This window comes from Pseudoclavibacter sp. CFCC 13796, assembly GCF_008831185.1.
In the GTDB taxonomy this organism is placed as follows: domain Bacteria; phylum Actinomycetota; class Actinomycetes; order Actinomycetales; family Microbacteriaceae; genus Pseudoclavibacter_A.
Window position 1 is genome coordinate 1,163,126 of the sequence record NZ_WBKD01000001.1, and the last position, 19,278, is coordinate 1,182,403.

Sequence of the window (19,278 nt, forward strand, 5' to 3'; positions counted from 1 at the left end):
GGGGCAGGGGGGCAGCTCAGATCAGCGCGGGTTCAGCACACTCAGAGCCTCGTCATGCACACGACCGTTGGTGGCGAGCGCAGCTCCCTCCCAAATGCCAGGAACGCCCGCGGTCGAGGTGAACCGCCCCCCGGCCTCGGTGATGATCGGAACCAGCGCCGCCATGTCGTACGGCTTCAGATCGGGCTCGGCCACGACATCCACCGAACCGTCTGCGACCAGCATGTACGGCAGAAAGTCGCCGAACATCCGATGCCGGTGCGACGCGTCGAGCAGAGCGATCGCCTCGGCGCGCTGGTCGACCAGATCCCACTGATCGAGGCTGCCGATGTTCACGAAGCCGTCGCTCAGCCGATCGACCGCAGACACCTGCAGCCGCTCGGTCTCGCCGTCTGCGAAGACGCCGAACGCTCCAGAACCCTGCGCCGCCCACCAACGCCGCGCCAGCAGCGGAGCGCTCACCACGCCCACGACCGGCTCGCCGTCGACGACCAGGGCGATCAGCGTCGCCCACACCGGCACACCGCGAAAGTAGTTGCCAGTGCCGTCGATCGGGTCGATGATCCACTGACGGCCGGGTTGGCGCTCGCCGCCGTACTCCTCGCCGTAGACGGTGTCATCGGGGCGTTCCTCGGCGACCAGCTCGCGCAGCCGGCGCTCGGTCGCCAGATCGGCATCGGTGACCTCTGAGTCGTCGGCCTTGGTCTGCACGTCGAGATCGGTGACGCGAAAACGGGAGGTGGTCACCTGATCGGCGGCATCAGCCAGAGTGAGAGCGAACGAGAGATCCTGCGCGAGCGTGAACGACATGCCTCAAGGGTACCTGCGCCCACTCAGTCGCACTGCGGTCGGCACGCCGACAGCTCTCGACTGCCCGTCGAAGGGCTCGCGGTCAGTACTTCGGGCGGTCGTGCAGATTGCGCAGCACCCGCACCAGCGAATGCACGCGCTGATGCAGCTCTGGGGGCAGCCCCGCTGCGAGTTCGTCTGCGTCGAGCTGCTCGATGGGAGTCTGTGCGACGACCGGCACCAGCGACTCGAGATCTGGGAATGCCTGGAACACTCGATCGGCCTGCACATGGCCGAGCCCGAATGATCGCACTCCCGGTGTGTCGATGAGCCACCCGTGGCGCGCGTCGACCGCGACGTGATCGTCGTCGTGGGATGCCATGGCGACCGCCGAGTCGCGCTCGCCAGCCGAGTCGCTCGAGCCGCCGCGATTCGAGCGGCCTGGGGCAGCGGCTTCACCGGCTCCGGCATCCGCGGCATCCGCGGCATCTGGGGCGACCGCCTCGACTCGGCAGGCCAGCGCAGACGACGACGTGTGCCGGCCGCGACCGGTCACCGCGTTGACGTGCCCGGTCGCGCGATCGGCCTCGGGCACCACCGCGTTCAGCAGCGTGGACTTGCCAACGCCCGAGTGCCCGATCAGCACCGCGATGTGCCCGAGGGCGACGTCGATCACAGCATCGCTCGCGAAGCGGTCGGCACGGCTCTCAAGCACTTCGATGTCGAGACCCGCGAGATGCTCGTGCACCGGTGCGGCGCTCGCCAGGTCGGTCTTCGTGACGGCCACGATGGGAACGATGCCGGCGTCGAGCGCGGCGACGATGCACCGATCGATGAATCCGAGGCTTGGATCCGGCTGTGCGGCGGCCACCACGATGATCAGCCGGTCTGCGTTGGCCACCACCACACGTTCGACTGAGTCGATGTCGTCGGCGCTGCGCCGCAGCACCGTCGTGCGCGGCTCGACACGCACGATGCGGGCGAGCGTGCCGTCGTCTCCGCTGAGGTCGCCGACCACGGCCACACGATCGCCGACCACGATCTGTTTGCGGCGCAGCTCGCGTGCCCGGGCGGCAGTGACCGGCTGGCCGGTGGATGCCACCTCGAGCTGGTAGCGACCGCGATCGACCGCGATGACGAAGGCCTGCTGTGCGTCGTCGTGCGCAGGCCGTCTCTTGCTGCGCGGCCGGTTGGCCTTGGGGTTCGGCCGCACCCGCACGTCCGACTCGTCATAGTCGTCCCAAAGCCCGCGCTCTTCTGCGCCGCCCTCTGTCCAGGTCATCTCAGATGCCCAGACTCAGCAGGTCGGTCTTCGGCGGTTCGACCAGTGCTGACCACATGCCTGCGAAGTCTGGCAGGGTCTTGCCGGTCGAGTTGATGTCGTCGACTTCGACGTCGGTCACCAGCAGCCCGATCACTGCGCCGGCCGTGGCCATGCGATGATCGGCATAGGCCTGCCACGACCCCCCGTGCAGCTCGGCAGGCTCGATGATCAGCCCGTCGTCGGTCTGTCTCGCCCGGCCGCCCAGTCCGTTGATGTCGTTCTCGAGTGCCGCGAGACGATCGGTCTCGTGCCCGCGCAGATGCGCGATGCCGCGCAGCCGACTCGGAGTGTCGGCCAGTGCCGCGACCGCGGCGATGGTCGGAGCCAGCTCGCCGGCTGCTGAGAGATCGAGATCGGCGCCATGCAGTTCGCCGCTGCCGCTGAGCGTCAGAACACCCTCTGCGAGTTCGGAACGACCGCCGAACGCGGCGAAGAGCTCGGGCAGCAGCGCCCCGACCTGTGTGGTGCGGGCGGGCCAGCCGTCGACCGAGACCTGACCGCCGGTCACCAGGGCCGCGGCCAGGAAAGGAGCGGCGTTCGAGAGATCCGGTTCGAGTCGCACATCGGCTCCGGCGATCGGCTGCTCGGCCACCCGCCAACAGGTGGGCCCCAGCCGCTCGACCGTGACCCCGTGCTCGGCGAGCGTCGCGATCGTCATCTCGATGTGCGGCAGGCTGGGCACGCGATCACCCACATGCTCGATCGTCGTGACACCCTGATACCGGGGCGCCGCAAGCAGCAGAGCCGAGACGAACTGACTCGAAGCAGAGGCGTCGATGCGAATGTGCGAACCGCTCACCGATCCGGTGCCGTGCACGGTGAACGGCATGCCGCCGCGACCGTCGTCGGCCACGTCGACGCCGAGCTGTCGCAGCGCCTCGATGATCGCCCGCATGGGCCGCTGCCGGGCGTGCGGGTCACCGTCGAAGCCGACCGGCCCCATCGCCATCGCTGCGATCGGCGGCACGAAGCGCATGACCGTGCCCGCCAGGCCGCAGTCGATCGAGACGCTGCCGTGCACGTCGGCGATCGGGGTGACGCGCAGGTCGCCGCTGCGATCCGCCGAGGCGGCAGCGGATGCCGTGGTCGGCAGACCAGTGAGGAAGGCGGACGCAGCGGGGGAGGCGGGGTCGCGCGGGGCATCCGCCACCGGCTCGATGCGGGCGCCGAGCTGTCGCAGCGCCTCGATCATCAGGGCGCTGTCGCGGGAGTGCAACGGCGCTCGCAGCACGGAGGGGGCGTCGGCCAGAGCGGCCAGCACCAGCTCGCGGTTCGTCAGCGACTTCGAACCGGGAATGCGCACCGTTCCGGTCACAGGGCCAGCCGGGGTGGGGGCCACCCACGGTCGTGTGGGAGGGACATCGGTCGCGGCGCGCTCGCCGTCTCTGGAATAGCCACGTATCTGCATCGTTGTTAAGTGTATCGGCAGCAGTGACTGCACAGGCGAGGCGAGAGGACGCATCCGTTGACAGCGACATGTCTCGCAGAGAGACCGGTAGACTTGGGCAGGATGACATCCCCGACCACCGATCACGAAAGTTCGCAGAGCTCAACTCCTGAGCCGCTGCCCGAGGAGTCGACGCAGGCTCCGCTCGACGTCACACGGCTGTCGGCCGACGAACGTCGCGAGCTGTTCCAGCAGCAGGCCATGCCGTTCATCGACCAGCTCTACGGTGTGGCGATGCGCATGACTCGAAACCCGTCTGACGCCCAAGACCTCGTGCAAGAGACATATGCCAAGGCGTTCCAGGCGTTCGGATCGTTTCGGCAGGGCACCAATCTCAAAGCGTGGCTCTACCGCATTCTGACCAACACGTACATCAACACGTATCGCAAGAAGCAGCGCACCAAAGGCACCGAGAGCATCGACGCTCTGGAAGAGTGGCAGATGGGCGGAGCCGAGTCGGCGACTGCGACGTCTTCGCGGTCGGCCGAGATCGAGGCCCTCGACCGTATGCCGGAGTCGCAGGTGAAAGAGGCGCTGCAGAACCTTCCCGAAGACTTTCGGCTGGCAGTGCTGCTGGCCGACGTCGAAGGCTTCTCATACCAGGAGATCGCAGACGTGATGAAGACGCCGATCGGCACCGTGATGTCGCGGCTGCATCGTGGTCGAAAGCTGCTGCGCACTGAGCTTGCCGACTATGCGAAGCAGCTCGGGCTCAGCGACAAGTCGGCGGCGAACAAACGGTCGACACGTGCGAAGAGCACGACGGCGAAGAAGAAGGCGGTGAACGACAAATGATTCGCAAAAGCGAGAACGATGCGGCGGTCACCGAATGCGAGCATGTGCGTGAACAGCTCGAAGAGTACGTGCATGCCGAACTCACGACCGATGAGGCGAGGGTCTTCGACGAACATATGCGCACCTGCCCGGAGTGCACCAGTGAGCACCAGGTGAGCATGGTGCTCACCGAGGTGATCCTACGAGGGTGTCGTGAAGAGGCTCCCGAGGCGTTGAAGCGCCGGGTGGTCGCACGTCTGCGCACCCTGCACGCCGAACACTGATCCTGTACGCCGAGCACTGACTCTCTGCGTCGCTCAGATCATCGACGACTGCGTCGACTGCATTGATGGCTCGCCGCGCCGATCGAAGAATGTGAAGAAGCTCGGCCGGAGAATCTCCGGCCGAGCTTCTTCACGTCTGCGGCGACGATCAGCCGAAGGCGCGCGCGATCAGGTCTGCTTCCTGCTGCTTGTGCCTGAACTGCGAGCCGGTCGCAGGCGAAGCCGCAGCCTCACGCGAGACGACGTGCACCTCTCGGTCGCCCACGGCTTTCGGCATGTGCAGTGCGAGGAACGGCCAGGCACCCTGGTTTTCGGGCTCGTCCTGCGCGAAGACCAGTTCGGCGTTCGGATACTGTGCGAGCACCCGCCGCAGCTCCGCCTCAGGCAGCGGGTAGTACTGCTCAAGACGAACCAGTGCGACCGTGGTGTCACCTGACTTCTGCAGCGCGGCCAGCATCTCCCAGTAGAGACGGCCGCTGACCACGACGACTCGACGAACCGCATTCTTGTCGATTGAACGGGTCTCGTCGAGCACCGGCTCGAACTGGCCGTGCGTGAAGTCTTCGACTGGGCTCACCGCCGTCTTCAGACGCAGCATCGACTTCGGGGTGATCACGATCAGCGGATGCTGTGGCCGGCTGAACGCCTGACGGCGCAGCAGATGGAAGTGCGAGGCCGGCGTCGAAGGCTGGGCCACGATCAAGTTCTCCTGCGCGGCAAGCGACAGGTACCGTTCGATACGTGCCGACGAATGATCAGGGCCCTGACCCTCGTAACCGTGCGGCAGCAGCAGTACGAGCCCTGAACGCTGACCCCACTTCTGCTCGGCCGAGCTGATGAACTCGTCGATGACGGTCTGAGCGCCGTTGGCGAAGTCGCCGAACTGGCCCTCCCACAGCGTCAGCGCCTTGGTGTTCTCGACCGAGTAGCCGTACTCGAACGCCATGACTGCGAACTCGCTGAGCAGTGAGTCGTAGATCCAGAAGCCGGCCTGCTCGTTGGCGAGATTCAGCAGAGGGAACCACTCCTGGCCGTTCTTCTGATCGTGCAGCACCGCGTGGCGCTGCACGAACGTGCCGCGACGGGAGTCCTGACCGGTGAAGCGCACCGGCACACCCTGTACGAGCAGCGAACCGAAGGCGAGCAGCTCGCCGAACGCCCAGTCGATATGGCCATGGCGCGACATCTCGAAGCGCTTCTCGAGCACCTTCTTGAGCTTGCGATGCACGGTGAAACCCTCAGGCACCGCCACGTGGGCGTCACCGATGCGCTCGACGAGGGCCTGCGGAATGCTGGTGGCCCGTTCGAAGGTGCCGCCTGCCGCTGCAGCCTCGTGCTGCTGTGCCTCGGGCAGCTGGATGTCGTTGATCGCACGGGCAGTGTGGCCGCCGGCGCCGAGCGACTCCTCGTACGACTCCTTCTGGGCGGCGTGCGTCTCGTTGAACGCGCGCTCGAGCTCCGCGTGGAAGTCGGCGTCGGCCTTGTCGTACTCCTCTTGCGTGATGTCGCCACGACCGATCAGCGCCGAGGTGTAGAGCGCACGCACCGAGCGCTTCGACTCGATGATGCCGTACATCAGAGGCTGGGTCATCGACGGATCGTCGCCCTCGTTGTGGCCGCGACGACGGTAGCTGACCATGTCGATGAGCACGTCGCCGTGGAAGCGCTGCCGGTACTGGAAGGCCAGTTCGGCCACGCGCACGACGGACTCCGGGTCATCGCCGTTCACATGGAAGATCGGCGCCTGGATCGTACGGCCGACATCGGTCGGGTAGACCGACGAACGACCGTCGTACGGCTTGGTCGTGAAACCGATCTGGTTGTTGACGATCACGTGGATGGTGCCGCCGGTGCGGTATCCGCGCAGCTGCGACATCTGCAGCGCCTCGTAGACCGAGCCCTGGCCGGCGAAGGCCGCGTCGCCGTGCACCAGAATCGGCAGCACATTGAACGTCTTGTGCGGCTGTGCGTCCTGCTTGGCGCGCACGATGCCTTCGAGCACCGTGTTGACCACCTCGAGGTGCGAGGGGTTCGCGGCCAAGTACACCTTGACCTGACGCTCCTGCTCACTCGTGAACACGCCTTCGGTGCCGAGGTGGTACTTCACATCGCCCGAACCGGTCTGCTGCGGCTGGGTGCCTTCGAACTCGCGGAACACCTGCGCATAGGTCTTGCCGGCGATGTTCGTCAGCACGTTCAGACGGCCGCGGTGGGCCATGCCGATGCCGACCTCGTCGAGCTCTTCGTCGGCCGCGCGCTGCAGCACCTCGTCGAGCAGGGCGATGAGCGATTCGCTGCCTTCGAGCGAGAAGCGCTTCTGCCCGACGAACTTCGTCTGCAGGAAGGTCTCGAAAGCCTCGGCCTCGTTGAGCTTCTTCAGGATGTGCAGCTGTGTGTCGTGCCCGGGCTTGGAGTACGGGCGTTCGAGCTGATCCTGCAGCCACTCACGCTGCTCGGGGTCTTGAATATGCATGTACTCGACGCCCACATTGCGGCAGTAGCTGTCTCGCAGCTGACCCAAGATCTCGCGCAGCTTGGCCGTGGGAGCGCCGGTGATGCCTCCGGTCACGAACGACCGGTCGAGATCCCAGTGCGTCAGTCCGTGCGTCAGGATGTCCAGGTCGGGGTGGCGGCGCTGGTGGTACTCCAGCGGGTCGATGTTGGCGATCAGGTGACCTCGCACCCGGTACGCGTGGATCAGCTGCTGCACGCGGGCGGCACGGCCGACCTCGTCAGACGAGTTGATGGCCACATCGGGCACCCACCGCACCGGCTCGTAGGGCAGACGCAGCGACTCGAAGATGTCGTCATAGAAGCCGTGGTCGCCGAGCAGCAGCTCGTGCACGATCTTGAGGAACTGGCCGGAGCCGGCACCCTGGATGACACGGTGGTCGTAGGTCGAGGTCAGCGTGACGACCTTCGAGATGCCCAGCTTGGCGATCGTCTCGGCGCTCACGCCGGAGTACTCAGCGGGGTAGTTGAGCGCGCCGGCGCCGATGATCGTGCCCTGCCCCTTCATCAGGCGCGGCACGGAGTGCACCGTTCCGATGCCTCCGGGGTTGGTGAGCGAGATGGTGACGCCGCTGAAGTCGTCGGCGGTCAGCTTGTTGTGACGGGCTTTGTCGACCACTTGGTCGTAGGCGGTGATGAACTGCTCGAAGTCCATCTCTTCGGTCTGCTTGATGCCGGGCACCAGCAGCGCTCGAGTGCCGTCTTTCTTCGGCACATCGACGGCGATGCCGAGGTTGATGTGCGCGGGCTGCACGACCGACGGCTTGCCGTCGACCACGTCGTAGTAGACGTTCTGGCTGGGGAAGCTCTTCAGCGCCTGGACGAGCGCCCAGCCGATGATCTGTGTGAACGACACCTTGCCGCCGAGCGAACGCTTGAGATGGTTGTTGATCACGATGCGGTTGTCGATGAGGATCTTCGCCGGGATCGTGCGCACGCTGGTCGCGGTGGGAACGGTCAGCGACTCGTCCATGTTGCGGGCAAGCGCCTTGGGCATGCCACGCAGCGGGGTGACCACGGGTTCGCGAGCGTCGGGCTCTGCGGGAGTCTCACCGACGGGCTTGGCCAGCTGCGTGTTGCGATCAGCGGGAATCGGCTTCGGCGCGGGGGCGAAGTTCGTGGTGCGAGCCACCGGCAGGTCGCCGACGATCGGAATCGAGGCGGTCGGGAACGGAGACGCCGTCGGCAGCGTCGATCGCACCGGGGGCACAGGCCCGGGGTGCGGCGTGCTGTGCAGGTCTTCTTCGGCCTGCTGAGCCAGCTGCGCCTGCCGATCGAGGCGTGCGTCGGTCGTGCCGTCGGAGAGACGCGCACCGCCGGATGGCGCGTGCTCGACTCCGGTGCTGGCGGGCGCCGGCTGGTCTGCGGCGGGTTTCACCGCGCTGTCGGGGCGATAGTTCTGCAGAATGGGCAACCATTCCTTATCGACGCTAGCCGGGTCTTTCTGAAACTGCTCGTAGACCTGCTCGACGAGCCATTGGTTGGCCCCGAATTCCTGGGGGTCGAAGCTGCCTGATCCGCTGGTGGCCAAGACAATCGCCTCTCTTCATCGAAATGCTGACGAGACAACCCTACCGGCATTCCCTGAACGGCCGAATTCGACGTCGATGATTCTCCGACAGATGTTGGAACCGATCGGCGGGTCGCGGAACCAGCGCCCGCAGGTCGCCAGCAACAGAAAGCGATGCACTAGCGTTGACTGCATGCGCTTCTATGATTCGCGGCCCCAATACGATCTGACCTATTCAGATGTCTTCCTGATTCCCTCGCGCAGCGAGGTCGGGTCACGTCTGCGCGTCGATCTGGCCAGCGACGACGTCACCGGAATGACCACGCCGATCGTCGCCGCGAACATGAACGCCGTCACCGGTCCGCGGCTTGCCGCCTCCCTGGCGCGCCGCGGCGGTCTCGGCGTGCTGCCCCAAGACATGGACGAACAGTCTCTGCTCGATGCGGTCGCCTGGGTCAAAGAGCGCTCGTCTCGGTTCGCCTCGCCTTTCCTGGTCGACGCCGACCTGCAGGTCGCCCAGGCGAAGCGGATGCTCCCTCCGGCAGAGGGACACGGCTTCGTCGTGCAGGATGCTCAAGGCGGGTTCGTCGGCGTTCTGTCTGCCACGGTGCTCTCTCGTGCGCTCGACGACGCTCGGCTCGGCGACCTCGTCCATGGCGACCAGCCGGTGCTGCAGCAGAGCGAAGTGCCCGACGCCGAAACGCTTTTCAACACCCTGCACGATCGCGGTCACCAGCTCGCGGCCGTCTTCGACGGTGACCGTCTGCTCGGCACGGTCAACCAGAAACAGGCGATGCGCTCGACGGTGTACCGCCCCAACGTCGATGCGCAGGGCCGCCTTCGGGTGGCCGCGGCGATCGGCATCAACGGCGACGTCGCGGGTCGGGCCGAGGCGTTCATCGCCGCCGGTGTCGACGTGCTCGTGGTCGACACCGCACACGGCCATCAGAAGCAGATGCTCAACGCGCTCGAAGCGGTGCGCAGCGTCTCGAAGACCCACGCCGTGGTCGCCGGCAACGTGGTCACCGCGCAGGGGGTCGAAGACCTCGTCGCCGCCGGTGCCGACATCGTCAAAGTCGGGGTCGGGCCGGGGGCCATGTGCACCACCCGTATGATGACCTCGGTCGGTCGGCCACAGTTCTCAGCCGTGCTCGAGGCCGCCACGACCGCTCGCTCGATCGGTGCCGGAGTCTGGGCCGACGGGGGAGTGCGGTACCCGCGCGACGTCGCGCTGGCGCTCGCCGCCGGAGCCAACGCCGTGATGATCGGCTCCTGGCTGGCCGGCACCATCGAGTCTCCGGGCGTCGTCGAGCGTGACGAGGCCGGGCGCCTCTTCAAACGCAACTACGGCATGGCCTCTTCGAAGGCGGTCGCGGGACGATTCGCGAAGCTCACTCCGCTGGAGCAGGCTCGCAAGTCGATCTTCTCTGAGGGCATCAGCGACTCGAAGCTCTACATCGATCCGCTCACTCCGTCGACCGAAGACATCCTCGACCAGATCACCGCAGGCGTTCGCTCAGCGGCGACGTATGCCGGTGCCGCCGATCTCGCCCAGTTCCGCGAGCGCGCGACCATCGGCATCCAGTCGGCTGCCGGATACGAAGAGGGCCGTGCCCTCCCCGAGAGCTGGTGAGCGATCCGTTGAACGACCTCATCCTGTTCCTGATCGGCATTCTGCTGACCTTGGGAACCGGCATGTTCGTGGCCGCCGAGTTCACCCTGGTGAACATCGACCGTGCTGACCTCGAGGCACGTCGCGATCGCGGTGAAAAGGGACTCGAGCGCATCATCGGTGCGCTGCGCCAGACTGCCACGCATCTCTCCAGCGCGCAGCTGGGAATCACCCTGACCACGCTGCTCGCCGGCTATACGCTCGAACCGGCGCTGTCATCCTTCATGGCGCCGCTCTTCGACCTGATGCGTCTGCCCGAGCCCTGGGCGGGCACGATCAGCTCGATTCTCGCGGTCATCGTGGCGACCGTGCTCTCCATGCTCTTCGGCGAACTGGTGCCCAAGAACTTCGCACTGGCCCGACCGATGGTGGTGGCCAGGATCGTGGTGCCCTTTCAGCTGGTGTTCACCACCATCTTCAAACCGGCGGTCATCCTGCTCAACGACACCAGCAACCTGGTGCTGCACGGCTTCGGCATCGAGCCGCAGGAGGAGCTCTCGTCGGCACGCAGCGCCGAGGAGCTCTCGTCACTGGTCAAACGCGCCGCGCTTGCCGGCAGCCTCGACTCGCAGACGGCGACGCTGCTGACCAAGACGCTCGACTTCTCAGAGCTGACGGCCGGTGACGTGATGACCCCGCGGCCGAGCGTGCAGCACGTGGAGGCCGTCGACACCGCGCAGGACGTCATCGACCTGACCCGCAGAACGGGCTTCTCACGGTTTCCTGTGATCGGTCGCGACGGCGATGACGTGCTCGGCCTCGTGCATGTGAAACAGGCCGTGGGCATCGAACGCGACCAGCGCAGTCAGGTGAAGGTCAAAGCGCTCATGGTGCCGATCGCCCGTGTGCCAGAGACGATGTCGCTCGACACGCTGTTGGGCGAACTGCGCGGCCGCAGTCTGCAGATGGCCGTCGTGGTCGACGAATACGGCGGCACCGCCGGAGTCGTGACACTCGAAGACCTGGTCGAAGAGCTGGTGGGCGAGGTGGCGGACGAACACGACCGGCTGAGTCTGGGAGCGGTGCGCACTCGCAGCGGCAACTGGCTGCTGCCCGGCCTGCTGCGCGCAGACGAGATGGCCGAACAGGTGCAGGTGAGCTTTCCCGAAGGCAGTGCATATGACACGTTGGGCGGATTCGTGATGGAACGCCTGGGGCGCATCCCACAACCGGGCGACGCCGTCGAAGAGCCCGGAGTCGGCACGTTCGTCGTCACGGTGATGGACGGCCGCCGCGTCGACCGGGTGCGTTTCGCGCCGGCGCCGCTGGTCGAGATCGCCGCTGCGCACGAGCGCGCGCAGGAAGGCGGTGACGCACGATGAATGACTGGGCAGGAATTCTCTGGTTGGTCGTGCTGCTCTTCGGCAATGCCTTCTTCGTCGGCGCAGAGTTCGCCGTCGTGACCGCTCGCCGTTCGCAGATCGAACCGCTGGCCGAGGCAGGCAACCGCCGAGCCAAGACCGCGTTGTGGGCCATGGAGCACGCCACCCTCATGCTGGCGGCGACTCAGCTCGGCATCACCATCTGCTCGCTGCTGATTCTGAACGTCTCAGAGCCGGCCATTCACCACCTGCTCGAGGTGCCGCTCGGCTGGCTCGGGCTCAACGATGCGGTCACGGGCACCGTGGCCTTCGTGATCACACTGGTGCTGGTGTCGTTCCTGCACGTGGTCTTCGGCGAAATGGTGCCGAAGAACATCGCGTTCTCGGTTCCGGATCGCGCGGTGCTGCTGCTGGCGACGCCGCTGGTCGGCTTCGACAAGATCTTCAAACCGGTGATCTGGGCGCTCAACAAGGGCGCCGACCTGGTGTTGATCGTGTTCGGGGTCAAACCACAGCACGCCGCGAGCACCGCATTCACCCTCGACCAAGTCGCCACGATCGTCGCCGAGTCGACGAAGGAGGGCACGCTCGACGACCGTGCGGGCACGCTCGGCAACACCTTCGAGTTCACCGAGAAGCGTGCGGTGGATGTCGCGGTGCCGACCGCCCAGCTGCGCACCCTGTCGCAGAGCGCGACGCCCGACGACGTCGAGGACGCCGTCGCGGAGGACGGCTTCTCCCGCTTTCTCATTCGCGGGCCGCAGGGTGCGCTCGTCGGCTACGTGCATCTGAAAGACGTGCTCGACCTGCCGGCCGACCGCTACCGTTCGCCGATTCCGGTCGATCGCATCCGGCCGCTGATCACGATCAGCGCTGGCACCGAACTCGAAGACGCACTGACGATCATGCAGCGGCAGGGCGCGCACGTCGCCCGGGTCTCCGACGGCAGCGGCCATGTGACCGGGGTGCTGTTCTTCGAAGACATCATCGAAGTGCTCGTCGGCGAGGTGCACGACGGCACCCAGCATGAAACGGCCGAATGACGCCGCAGCGCATCACTCGGTGCGCTGTAGATCCTGTTCGATCTGCTCGAGCGAGCGGCCGTAGGTCTCGGGCACGACGGTCAGCACGAAGATCAGGCTGAGTACGTTGACGGCGGCGAAGATGAAGAACGTCGTGCCACCGATCGCGTCGAGCAGACTCGGAAAGAGCAGCGCGACGGCACCGTTGAACACCCACTGCATGCAGATGGCGATGCCGGCGGCGAAGCCGCGGATGCGCAGGGGGAACAGTTCGCTCATCATCAGCCAGTAGACCACGGCGACCATCGACTGGATGAAGAAGAGGAACACCATCATCAGGGCCAGGATCAGCATGCTGCGGGCGAAGCTCGTGGGCAGCAGGAAGGCCAGCCCCAGCAGCACATGTGCTGAGACGATGCCGCTCAGACCGATGACGAGCATGCGTCGGCGAGGCAGCTTTGCGAGCGACTTGATGCCGACCAGCGTGGCGAGCACGGCGATGACTCCGTTGCCGATGGTGGCGACCAGCGAGGCCTGCGTGCCCAGCCCGCTCTCACGCAGAATCGTGGGAGCGAAGTACATCACCGAGTTCACTCCGGAGAGCTGCAGCACGGCGCCGAGGCCGACGCCGATCAGCACGACCCGGCGAATCCATCGAACTCTCAGATCGCGCCATGATGCCTTCGGCTCGTCTTTGACGATCTCGATCGAGGCGGTGATGGCCTTCACCTCTTTGGCCGCCTGCGGCCGCGGGCGCAGCAGCCGGAGCACACGCCAGGCGCGCTTCTGCTGCCCGTTGGCAGCGAGCCAGCGCGGCGACTCGGGCGCGAAGAGCATGCCGGCGAAGAGCAGCACAGGAGGGATCGCGCAGATCATCAGCATGATGCGCCAGGTGCCGTGCGAGTCGCTGACCGCGGCGATGATCGCGTTGAACGTGTAGGCCAGCAGCTGACCGGTCACGATCATCAGCTCGTTCTGCGAGACGAGACGGTCGCGTTTGTCCGGAGGCGCGACCTCGCCGATGAAGATGGGCACGACCGTGGAGGCGCCGCCGACGGCGAGACCCAGCACGATGCGGAATATCACCATGACCGTCACTGTGGGCGCCAGAGCGGTGCCCACGGACCCGATCACGAAGATCGCTGCGAGCAGCAGCAGCGAGCGGCGTCGGCCGATGCCGTCGGCGAGTCTGCCGCCGACGACGGCGCCGAGAGCGGCGCCGAACACCAGTGACGAGGTGACGATGCCTTCGAGCAGAGGTGTGAGCGCGAGGCCGCCCTCGCTCTGCGGCAGCGTGAGGAACGGCAGCGCACCGCTGATGACGCCGGTGTCGTAGCCGAAGCCGATCGCACCCATCGTGGCGATGAAGACGATCAGGCGCACCCTCTTCTCGGGCGAGCCGCCGGGCATCGCGGCGGCTCTGTCGGAGTCTGCCGGCTGAGAGGCGGGCGTTCGCACCGTGGAAGCCGACGAGGGCTCCGAGGGCGAGACATGGTGATCGGATGCGGGAGGAAGATTATCGGGGGACATTGGTGCGTCATTGTACGATCGCCCCCGCTGTGAGGCAATTCGACGGAGCGCTCCGTCGAGCTGCCGGCACATCTTCCTGCGGCGCGCTGATCGCAGGCGGGCGAACTGGCTACACTGGTATGCATGGCTGAAATCTCCCGCGACGAAGTCGCTCATCTCGCGAGCCTCTCTCGCATCGCACTCTCTGAAGCAGAACTCGACGAACTGACGCCGCAGCTCGAGCAGATTCTCGAGGCCGTCGCGTCGGTCAACGAGGTCGCCACTCCCGACGTGCCGGCGACGAGTCACCCGATTCCGCTGACCAACGTCTTTCGCCCCGATGTGGTCGGCGAGACGCTCAGCCCTGACGAAGCCTTGTCCGATGCCCCCGATCGCGACGGCAACTCTTTCCGCGTGCCGTCGATCCTCGGCGCCTGACCCATTCCGGACGAGGCCGCGTCGCGACCCGGCCGACCCCAGCTCTTCGCCGCACGGACGAGACGTCAGAACGCATCGTCGCATGTGCGCGCATCACCAGCCCGCAGAGAAACGGATGAAATGACCGACCTGACCAGACTTCCAGCCTCAGAGCTCGCCGCGCAGCTTGCTGCCGGCGAGATCTCTTCCGTCGAGGCGACACAGGCGCACCTGGACCGCATCCAGGGCGTCGACGCAGACGTGCACGCCTTCCTTCACGTCAACACCGAAGAGGCGCTTGCCACCGCAGCCGACGTCGATCGGCGACGAGCAGCCGGCGAGCAGCTGGGCCAGCTCGCGGGCGTGCCGGTGGCCGTCAAAGACGTGCTCACCACGAAGGGGCAGCCCACCACATCGGGCTCACGCATTCTCGAGGGCTGGAACCCGCCATACGACGCCACGGCCGTCGAACACCTTCGTCAGCATGACACCGTGATCATCGGCAAGACCAACATGGACGAGTTCGCCATGGGGTCGACCACAGAGCACTCCGCATACGGGCCGACGCGCAACCCGTGGTCGCTCGATCGCATCCCCGGCGGGTCGGGCGGCGGCTCGGCTGCGGCCGTGGCCGCGTTCGAGGCTCCGCTGGCGCTCGGCAGCGACACCGGCGGCTCGATCCGCCAGCCTGCCGCACTCACCGGCACCGTGGGTGTGAAGCCCACCTACGGCGGCGTCTCGCGATGGGGAGCGATCGCTCTGGCATCCTCGCTCGACCAGATCGGCCCGGTCGCGCGCAACGTGCTCGACACCGCTCTCATCCACGACGTCATCAAGGGGCACGACCCCAAAGACTCCACCAGCCTGACCACCGAATGGCCTTCGTTCGCCGCAGCCGCACGTCGCGGGCAGACCGGCGAATCGCTCAAGGGCCTGCGGGTGGGCATCATCCGCGAGCTGAATCAGCCCGGCTTCCAGACCGGCGTGCGCAGCCGCTTCGACGAGACCGTCGCCCTGCTCACCGCACAGGGTGCCGAGGTCGTCGAGGTCTCGGCACCGCACTTCGAGTACGCAGTCTCGGCCTATTACCTCGTGCTGCCGGCCGAGGCCTCGAGCAACCTCGCCAAGTTCGACGGCGTGCGCTACGGTCTGCGTGTGCTGCCCGAGGGCGTCAAGCCCACTGTTGAGAACATGATGGCCGCCACTCGTGAGGCCGGCTTCGGCCCCGAGGTCAAGCGCCGCATCGTGCTCGGCACCTACGCGCTGAGCGCCGGGTACTACGACCAGTTCTACGGCAAGGCGCAGAAGGTGCGCACGCTGATCCAGCGTGACTTCGAAGCGGCCTTCAACGAGGCAGACGTGCTCATCTCGCCGACCTCGCCGACGACCGCCTACCCGCTGGGCGACAAGCTGTCGGATCCACTCGCGATGTACCTCGCCGACATCACCACGATCCCCGCGAACCTCGCAGGCATCCCGGCGATCAGCCAGCCCATCGGGCTCGCCGCCGAAGACGGTCTGCCGGTCGGTCTGCAGACCTTCGCTCCGGCGTTCGAAGACGCTCGTCTCTACGAGTTCGCCGGTGCGGTCGAGACGCTGCTCGAGCAGCGGTGGGGCGGCCCGATCATCGATCAGGCTCCGCAGCTGGCAGTGCGTTCAGGAGCCCAAGGCGGCGCCGCGACGGATGCCACGGCTCACGATTCAGAAGGAGCGGCACGATGAGCGACGAACTGCTCGACTACGACGAGGCCATCAAACTCTACGAGCCCGTGCTCGGCTTCGAGGTGCACGTCGAACTCAACACAAAGACCAAGATGTTCAGCTGGGCTCCCAACGAGTTCGGCGACGGCCCCAACACCAACGTCACGCCCCTGTGCCTTGGCCTGCCCGGCACGCTGCCGACGGTCAACGAGCAGGCCATCACCGACAGCATCCGTCTGGGGCTCGCGCTGGGCTGCAGCATCGCCGAGGTCTGCCGCTTCTCGCGCAAGCAGTATTTCTACCCCGACCTGCCCAAGGCCTATCAGATCTCGCAGTTCGACGAACCCATCGCCTACGAGGGGTCGGTCGAGGTCGAGCTCGAAGACGGCACTGTGGTGCACATTCCGATCGAGCGTGCGCACATGGAAGAAGACGCCGGCAAGCTGACCCATCAGGGCGGCTCGGGGCGCATCCAGGGCGCGACCTCGTCGCTGGTCGACTACAACCGCGCGGGCGTGCCGCTGGTCGAGATCGTGACGATGCCGATCATGGGCACCGAAGAGCGCGCCCCTGAGATCGGCCGTGACTACGTCGCCGCCATCCGGGACATGGTCAAGGCGCTCGGAATCTCTGACGCACGCATGGACCAAGGCTCGATCCGCTGTGACGCGAACGTCAGCATCCGGCCCCGTGGGCAGGAGAAGCTGGGCACTCGCACCGAGACGAAGAACATCAACTCGCTGCGCTCGGTCGAGCGGGCGGTGCGCTATGAGATTCAGCGTCAGGCCGCCGTGCTCAGCGCCGGAGGCACCATCACGCAGGAGACCCGACACTGGCAGGAGGCCAGCGGCATCACGATCTCGGGTCGAATCAAGAGCGACGCCGACGACTACCGCTACATGCCCGAGCCCGACCTGCTGCCGGTGGTGACGCCTGCCGAACGGGTCGAAGAGCTGCGCGCCACGCTGCCCGAGCAGCCGGTGATCCGTCGTCGTCGCCTCAAAGAGCAGTGGGGCCTCGGAGCTCGCGAGTTCCAGGACATCATCAACGCCGGTCTGCTCGACCAGGTCGAGGCGACGGTCGAGGCGGGCGCCACTGCGGCATCCGCACGCAAATGGTGGACGGGCGAGATCAGCCGCATCGCCAACGCACTCGAGCAGCAGGTGGCCGACCTGAGCGTCACGCCTGAGGACGTCGCCGAGATCGACGCCCTGATCAACGAGGGAACCCTGACCGACCGCTTGGCGCGCCAGGTGCTGGAGGGCGTGCTGGCCGGCGAGGGCACCCCCCGCGAGGTCGTGGACAAGCGCGGCCTGGCGGTCGTCTCAGACGACTCGGCGCTCACCACTGCGATCGACGAAGCTCTCGCGGCTCAGCCCGATGTGCTCGCCAAGATCAAAGACGGCAAGGTGCAGGCAGCCGGTGCGATCATCGGGGCGGTCATGAAGGCCATGCACGGCCAGGCAGACGCCAAGCGTGTGCGCGAGCTGATCCTGGAGCGTGCACAGCAGTGACCGAACGCTGGCTGCCGCAGAGCGCCCACCTGATTCCGCAGCAGGCCGAGCTCGTCTTTCGCGGAGTGATCTTCGACACCTATCAGTGGCCGCAGACGCTCTTCGACGGGTCGACGGCCACTTTCGAGATGCTGCGCCGCGCTGACACCGTCGTGGTCATCGGCATCGACGATGACGACAACGTGATCACCGAGAACGAGCACCAGCCCAACGGCGTGGTGCGCATGGGCGGCGTCGCGGCCGGCGGCGTCGAGCCCGAGGATGCCTCGGTGCTGGATGCGGCCAAGCGGGAGATGCGAGAAGAGACCGGATACGCGTTTCGCAACTGGCGTCTGCTCGAGGTGCGGCAGCCCGAGATGAAGATCGAGTGGTTCGTGCACGTCTTCGTGGCGACCGGCGTGATCGACGTCGTCGAGCAGAACCTCGATGCGGGGGAGCAGATCGAGGTGCAGCTCGAACCGTACGCCGACTACTTCGCACACACGCCGTATGGGCACCGGAAAGCGCTGTCGCGCTTCGACGGCGTCGACGAACTGCGTGCCTGGGTCGGCGAGGGCGAGCACGTCACCGGCGAGTGAGCGCGGCAGATGCCGCGGTAAGATGAGTGGCCGTGCACAGCACGGATCCCGAGAGCAGGAATGAAGGCGAGATGAGCAACGAGACCAAGACCATCCACTGGAACGGCGGCGTGCAGCAGGAGGGGCTTGACATCCTTCTCGGCGACGGCGGCATGATCGTGAGCCCGACCAAGGTCGGCTACATCATCATGACCTCTGACGGCAAAGGGCTCGAGCGCAAGTTCGAGGCCAAGCAGCGCAACCGCAACAAGCCGGGTGTCGTGCTCTGCGGGTCGATGGAGCAGCTGAAGCGTCTCGCACAGCTCACCCCTGAGATCGAGGCCTACTACCAGCAGCACTGGGACGAAGACATCCTGATGGGCTGCATCCTGCCGTGGCGCGAAGACGCTCTCGAGTTCATCCCCGACGAGCACGCTCGTGAGCTGGCACGCGACGTGCGCGGCACCAGCTGCTTCGTCATCCGCTTCGGCACGCCGGGCGAGAACCTCGCGGCCGCGCTGTGGGAGCAGGGCAAGCTCGCCTTCGCCAGCTCGGCGAACCCGTCTGGCAAGGGCAACCGCGGCAAGGTCGACGGCATCGGCGATCGCATTCACGACAGCGCCGACCTCATCATCGAGGCCAACGACTACGTGAAGTCGATTCAGCCGAACGAGACCGAAGAGACCCGCTACGAACAGGGCGTCATGGTGTCGATGGTCGACGCAGACGGCAAAATCGTGCCCGAGCAGCACGGCGACCGCTCGATCACCCCCTGCCCGACGCTGATTCGCAAGGGCCTCTATCTCGACCGCATTCTGTCGATTCTGTCGAAGCACTTCAACAGCTGGAACTTCCGTCAGGGCGAGTACTACTGATTCGCTGACGCCCAGCCGCCGAAGGCCCGCCGATCAACGTGTCGGCGGGC

Annotated in this window: 15 protein-coding genes; 10 read left to right on the forward strand and 5 right to left on the reverse strand. The window is 66.3% G+C overall.

What is annotated here, in order from left to right; translation table 11 throughout:
• Positions 1-21: 21 nt before the first annotated feature.
• The 3 genes from F8O07_RS05160 to aroA all read right to left on the reverse strand — a co-directional run bounded on the left by F8O07_RS05160 (position 22) and on the right by aroA (position 3,521).
• Positions 22-810 (reverse strand): inositol monophosphatase family protein, encoded by a 789-nt coding sequence (locus tag F8O07_RS05160; protein WP_158031045.1) that lies wholly within the window; start codon positions 808-810, stop codon positions 22-24.
• A gap of 82 nt (positions 811-892) precedes the next feature.
• Positions 893-2,071, reverse strand: a complete 1,179-nt coding sequence (locus tag F8O07_RS05165) for a ribosome small subunit-dependent GTPase A (RefSeq protein ID WP_158031046.1) — start codon at positions 2,069-2,071, stop codon at positions 893-895.
• Between the two features lies 1 nt (position 2,072).
• Positions 2,073-3,521, reverse strand: coding sequence for a 3-phosphoshikimate 1-carboxyvinyltransferase (gene aroA / locus F8O07_RS05170; protein ID WP_158031047.1), 1,449 nt, complete (start codon positions 3,519-3,521; stop codon positions 2,073-2,075).
• 102 nt (positions 3,522-3,623) lie between these two features.
• On the opposite strand from aroA, the gene F8O07_RS05175 reads away from it, so the two are divergent.
• Together F8O07_RS05175 and F8O07_RS05180 are read left to right on the forward strand one after the other, a co-directional pair.
• The gene (locus F8O07_RS05175; RefSeq protein WP_158031048.1) at positions 3,624-4,355 is read left to right on the forward strand and encodes a sigma-70 family RNA polymerase sigma factor; all 732 of its coding nucleotides are present in this window, start codon (positions 3,624-3,626) and stop codon (positions 4,353-4,355) included.
• Complete coding sequence (locus F8O07_RS05180) at positions 4,352-4,618, forward strand: anti-sigma factor family protein (RefSeq protein WP_158031049.1); 267 nt, start codon at positions 4,352-4,354, stop codon at positions 4,616-4,618. The genes F8O07_RS05175 and F8O07_RS05180 overlap by 4 nt, the downstream gene beginning before the upstream one ends.
• A gap of 148 nt (positions 4,619-4,766) precedes the next feature.
• Here the strand turns inward: F8O07_RS05180 and F8O07_RS05185 are convergent, their stop codons facing one another.
• Positions 4,767-8,660, reverse strand: coding sequence for a multifunctional oxoglutarate decarboxylase/oxoglutarate dehydrogenase thiamine pyrophosphate-binding subunit/dihydrolipoyllysine-residue succinyltransferase subunit (locus tag F8O07_RS05185; protein ID WP_158031050.1), 3,894 nt, complete (start codon positions 8,658-8,660; stop codon positions 4,767-4,769).
• 172 nt (positions 8,661-8,832) lie between these two features.
• Here F8O07_RS05185 and F8O07_RS05190 point away from each other — a divergent pair, with 172 nt between their 5' ends.
• The 3 genes from F8O07_RS05190 to F8O07_RS05200 are packed head-to-tail and all read left to right on the forward strand — an operon-like array spanning position 8,833 to position 12,676.
• Complete coding sequence (locus F8O07_RS05190) at positions 8,833-10,272, forward strand: GuaB1 family IMP dehydrogenase-related protein (RefSeq protein ID WP_158031051.1); 1,440 nt, start codon at positions 8,833-8,835, stop codon at positions 10,270-10,272.
• The gene (locus F8O07_RS05195) at positions 10,269-11,633 is read left to right on the forward strand and encodes a hemolysin family protein (protein ID WP_263969993.1); all 1,365 of its coding nucleotides are present in this window, start codon (positions 10,269-10,271) and stop codon (positions 11,631-11,633) included. Before F8O07_RS05190 ends, F8O07_RS05195 begins: the two co-directional genes overlap by 4 nt.
• Positions 11,630-12,676, forward strand: coding sequence for a hemolysin family protein (locus tag F8O07_RS05200; RefSeq protein WP_158031052.1), 1,047 nt, complete (start codon positions 11,630-11,632; stop codon positions 12,674-12,676). Before F8O07_RS05195 ends, F8O07_RS05200 begins: the two co-directional genes overlap by 4 nt.
• 12 nt (positions 12,677-12,688) lie before the next feature.
• Here the strand turns inward: F8O07_RS05200 and F8O07_RS05205 are convergent, their stop codons facing one another.
• On the reverse strand, positions 12,689-14,185 hold the full coding sequence (locus F8O07_RS05205; protein ID WP_225732836.1) for a sugar porter family MFS transporter: 1,497 nt from the start codon (positions 14,183-14,185) through the stop codon (positions 12,689-12,691).
• A gap of 123 nt (positions 14,186-14,308) precedes the next feature.
• On the opposite strand from F8O07_RS05205, the gene gatC reads away from it, so the two are divergent.
• The 5 genes from gatC to F8O07_RS05230 all read left to right on the forward strand — a co-directional run bounded on the left by gatC (position 14,309) and on the right by F8O07_RS05230 (position 19,228).
• Positions 14,309-14,602: an Asp-tRNA(Asn)/Glu-tRNA(Gln) amidotransferase subunit GatC gene (gene gatC, locus F8O07_RS05210; RefSeq protein ID WP_158031053.1), complete on the forward strand. Its 294-nt coding sequence runs from the start codon at positions 14,309-14,311 to the stop codon at positions 14,600-14,602.
• Positions 14,603-14,722: 120 nt separating this feature from the next.
• Complete coding sequence (gene gatA / locus F8O07_RS05215) at positions 14,723-16,303, forward strand: Asp-tRNA(Asn)/Glu-tRNA(Gln) amidotransferase subunit GatA (protein ID WP_158031054.1); 1,581 nt, start codon at positions 14,723-14,725, stop codon at positions 16,301-16,303.
• Positions 16,300-17,796 (forward strand): Asp-tRNA(Asn)/Glu-tRNA(Gln) amidotransferase subunit GatB, encoded by a 1,497-nt coding sequence (gene gatB, locus F8O07_RS05220; protein ID WP_158031055.1) that lies wholly within the window; start codon positions 16,300-16,302, stop codon positions 17,794-17,796. The genes gatA and gatB overlap by 4 nt, the downstream gene beginning before the upstream one ends.
• Positions 17,793-18,374, forward strand: coding sequence for an NUDIX hydrolase (locus F8O07_RS05225; RefSeq protein WP_158031056.1), 582 nt, complete (start codon positions 17,793-17,795; stop codon positions 18,372-18,374). Before gatB ends, F8O07_RS05225 begins: the two co-directional genes overlap by 4 nt.
• Before the next feature lie 71 nt (positions 18,375-18,445).
• Positions 18,446-19,228 (forward strand): L-threonylcarbamoyladenylate synthase, encoded by a 783-nt coding sequence (locus F8O07_RS05230; RefSeq protein ID WP_158031057.1) that lies wholly within the window; start codon positions 18,446-18,448, stop codon positions 19,226-19,228.
• Positions 19,229-19,278: the final 50 nt, after the last annotated feature.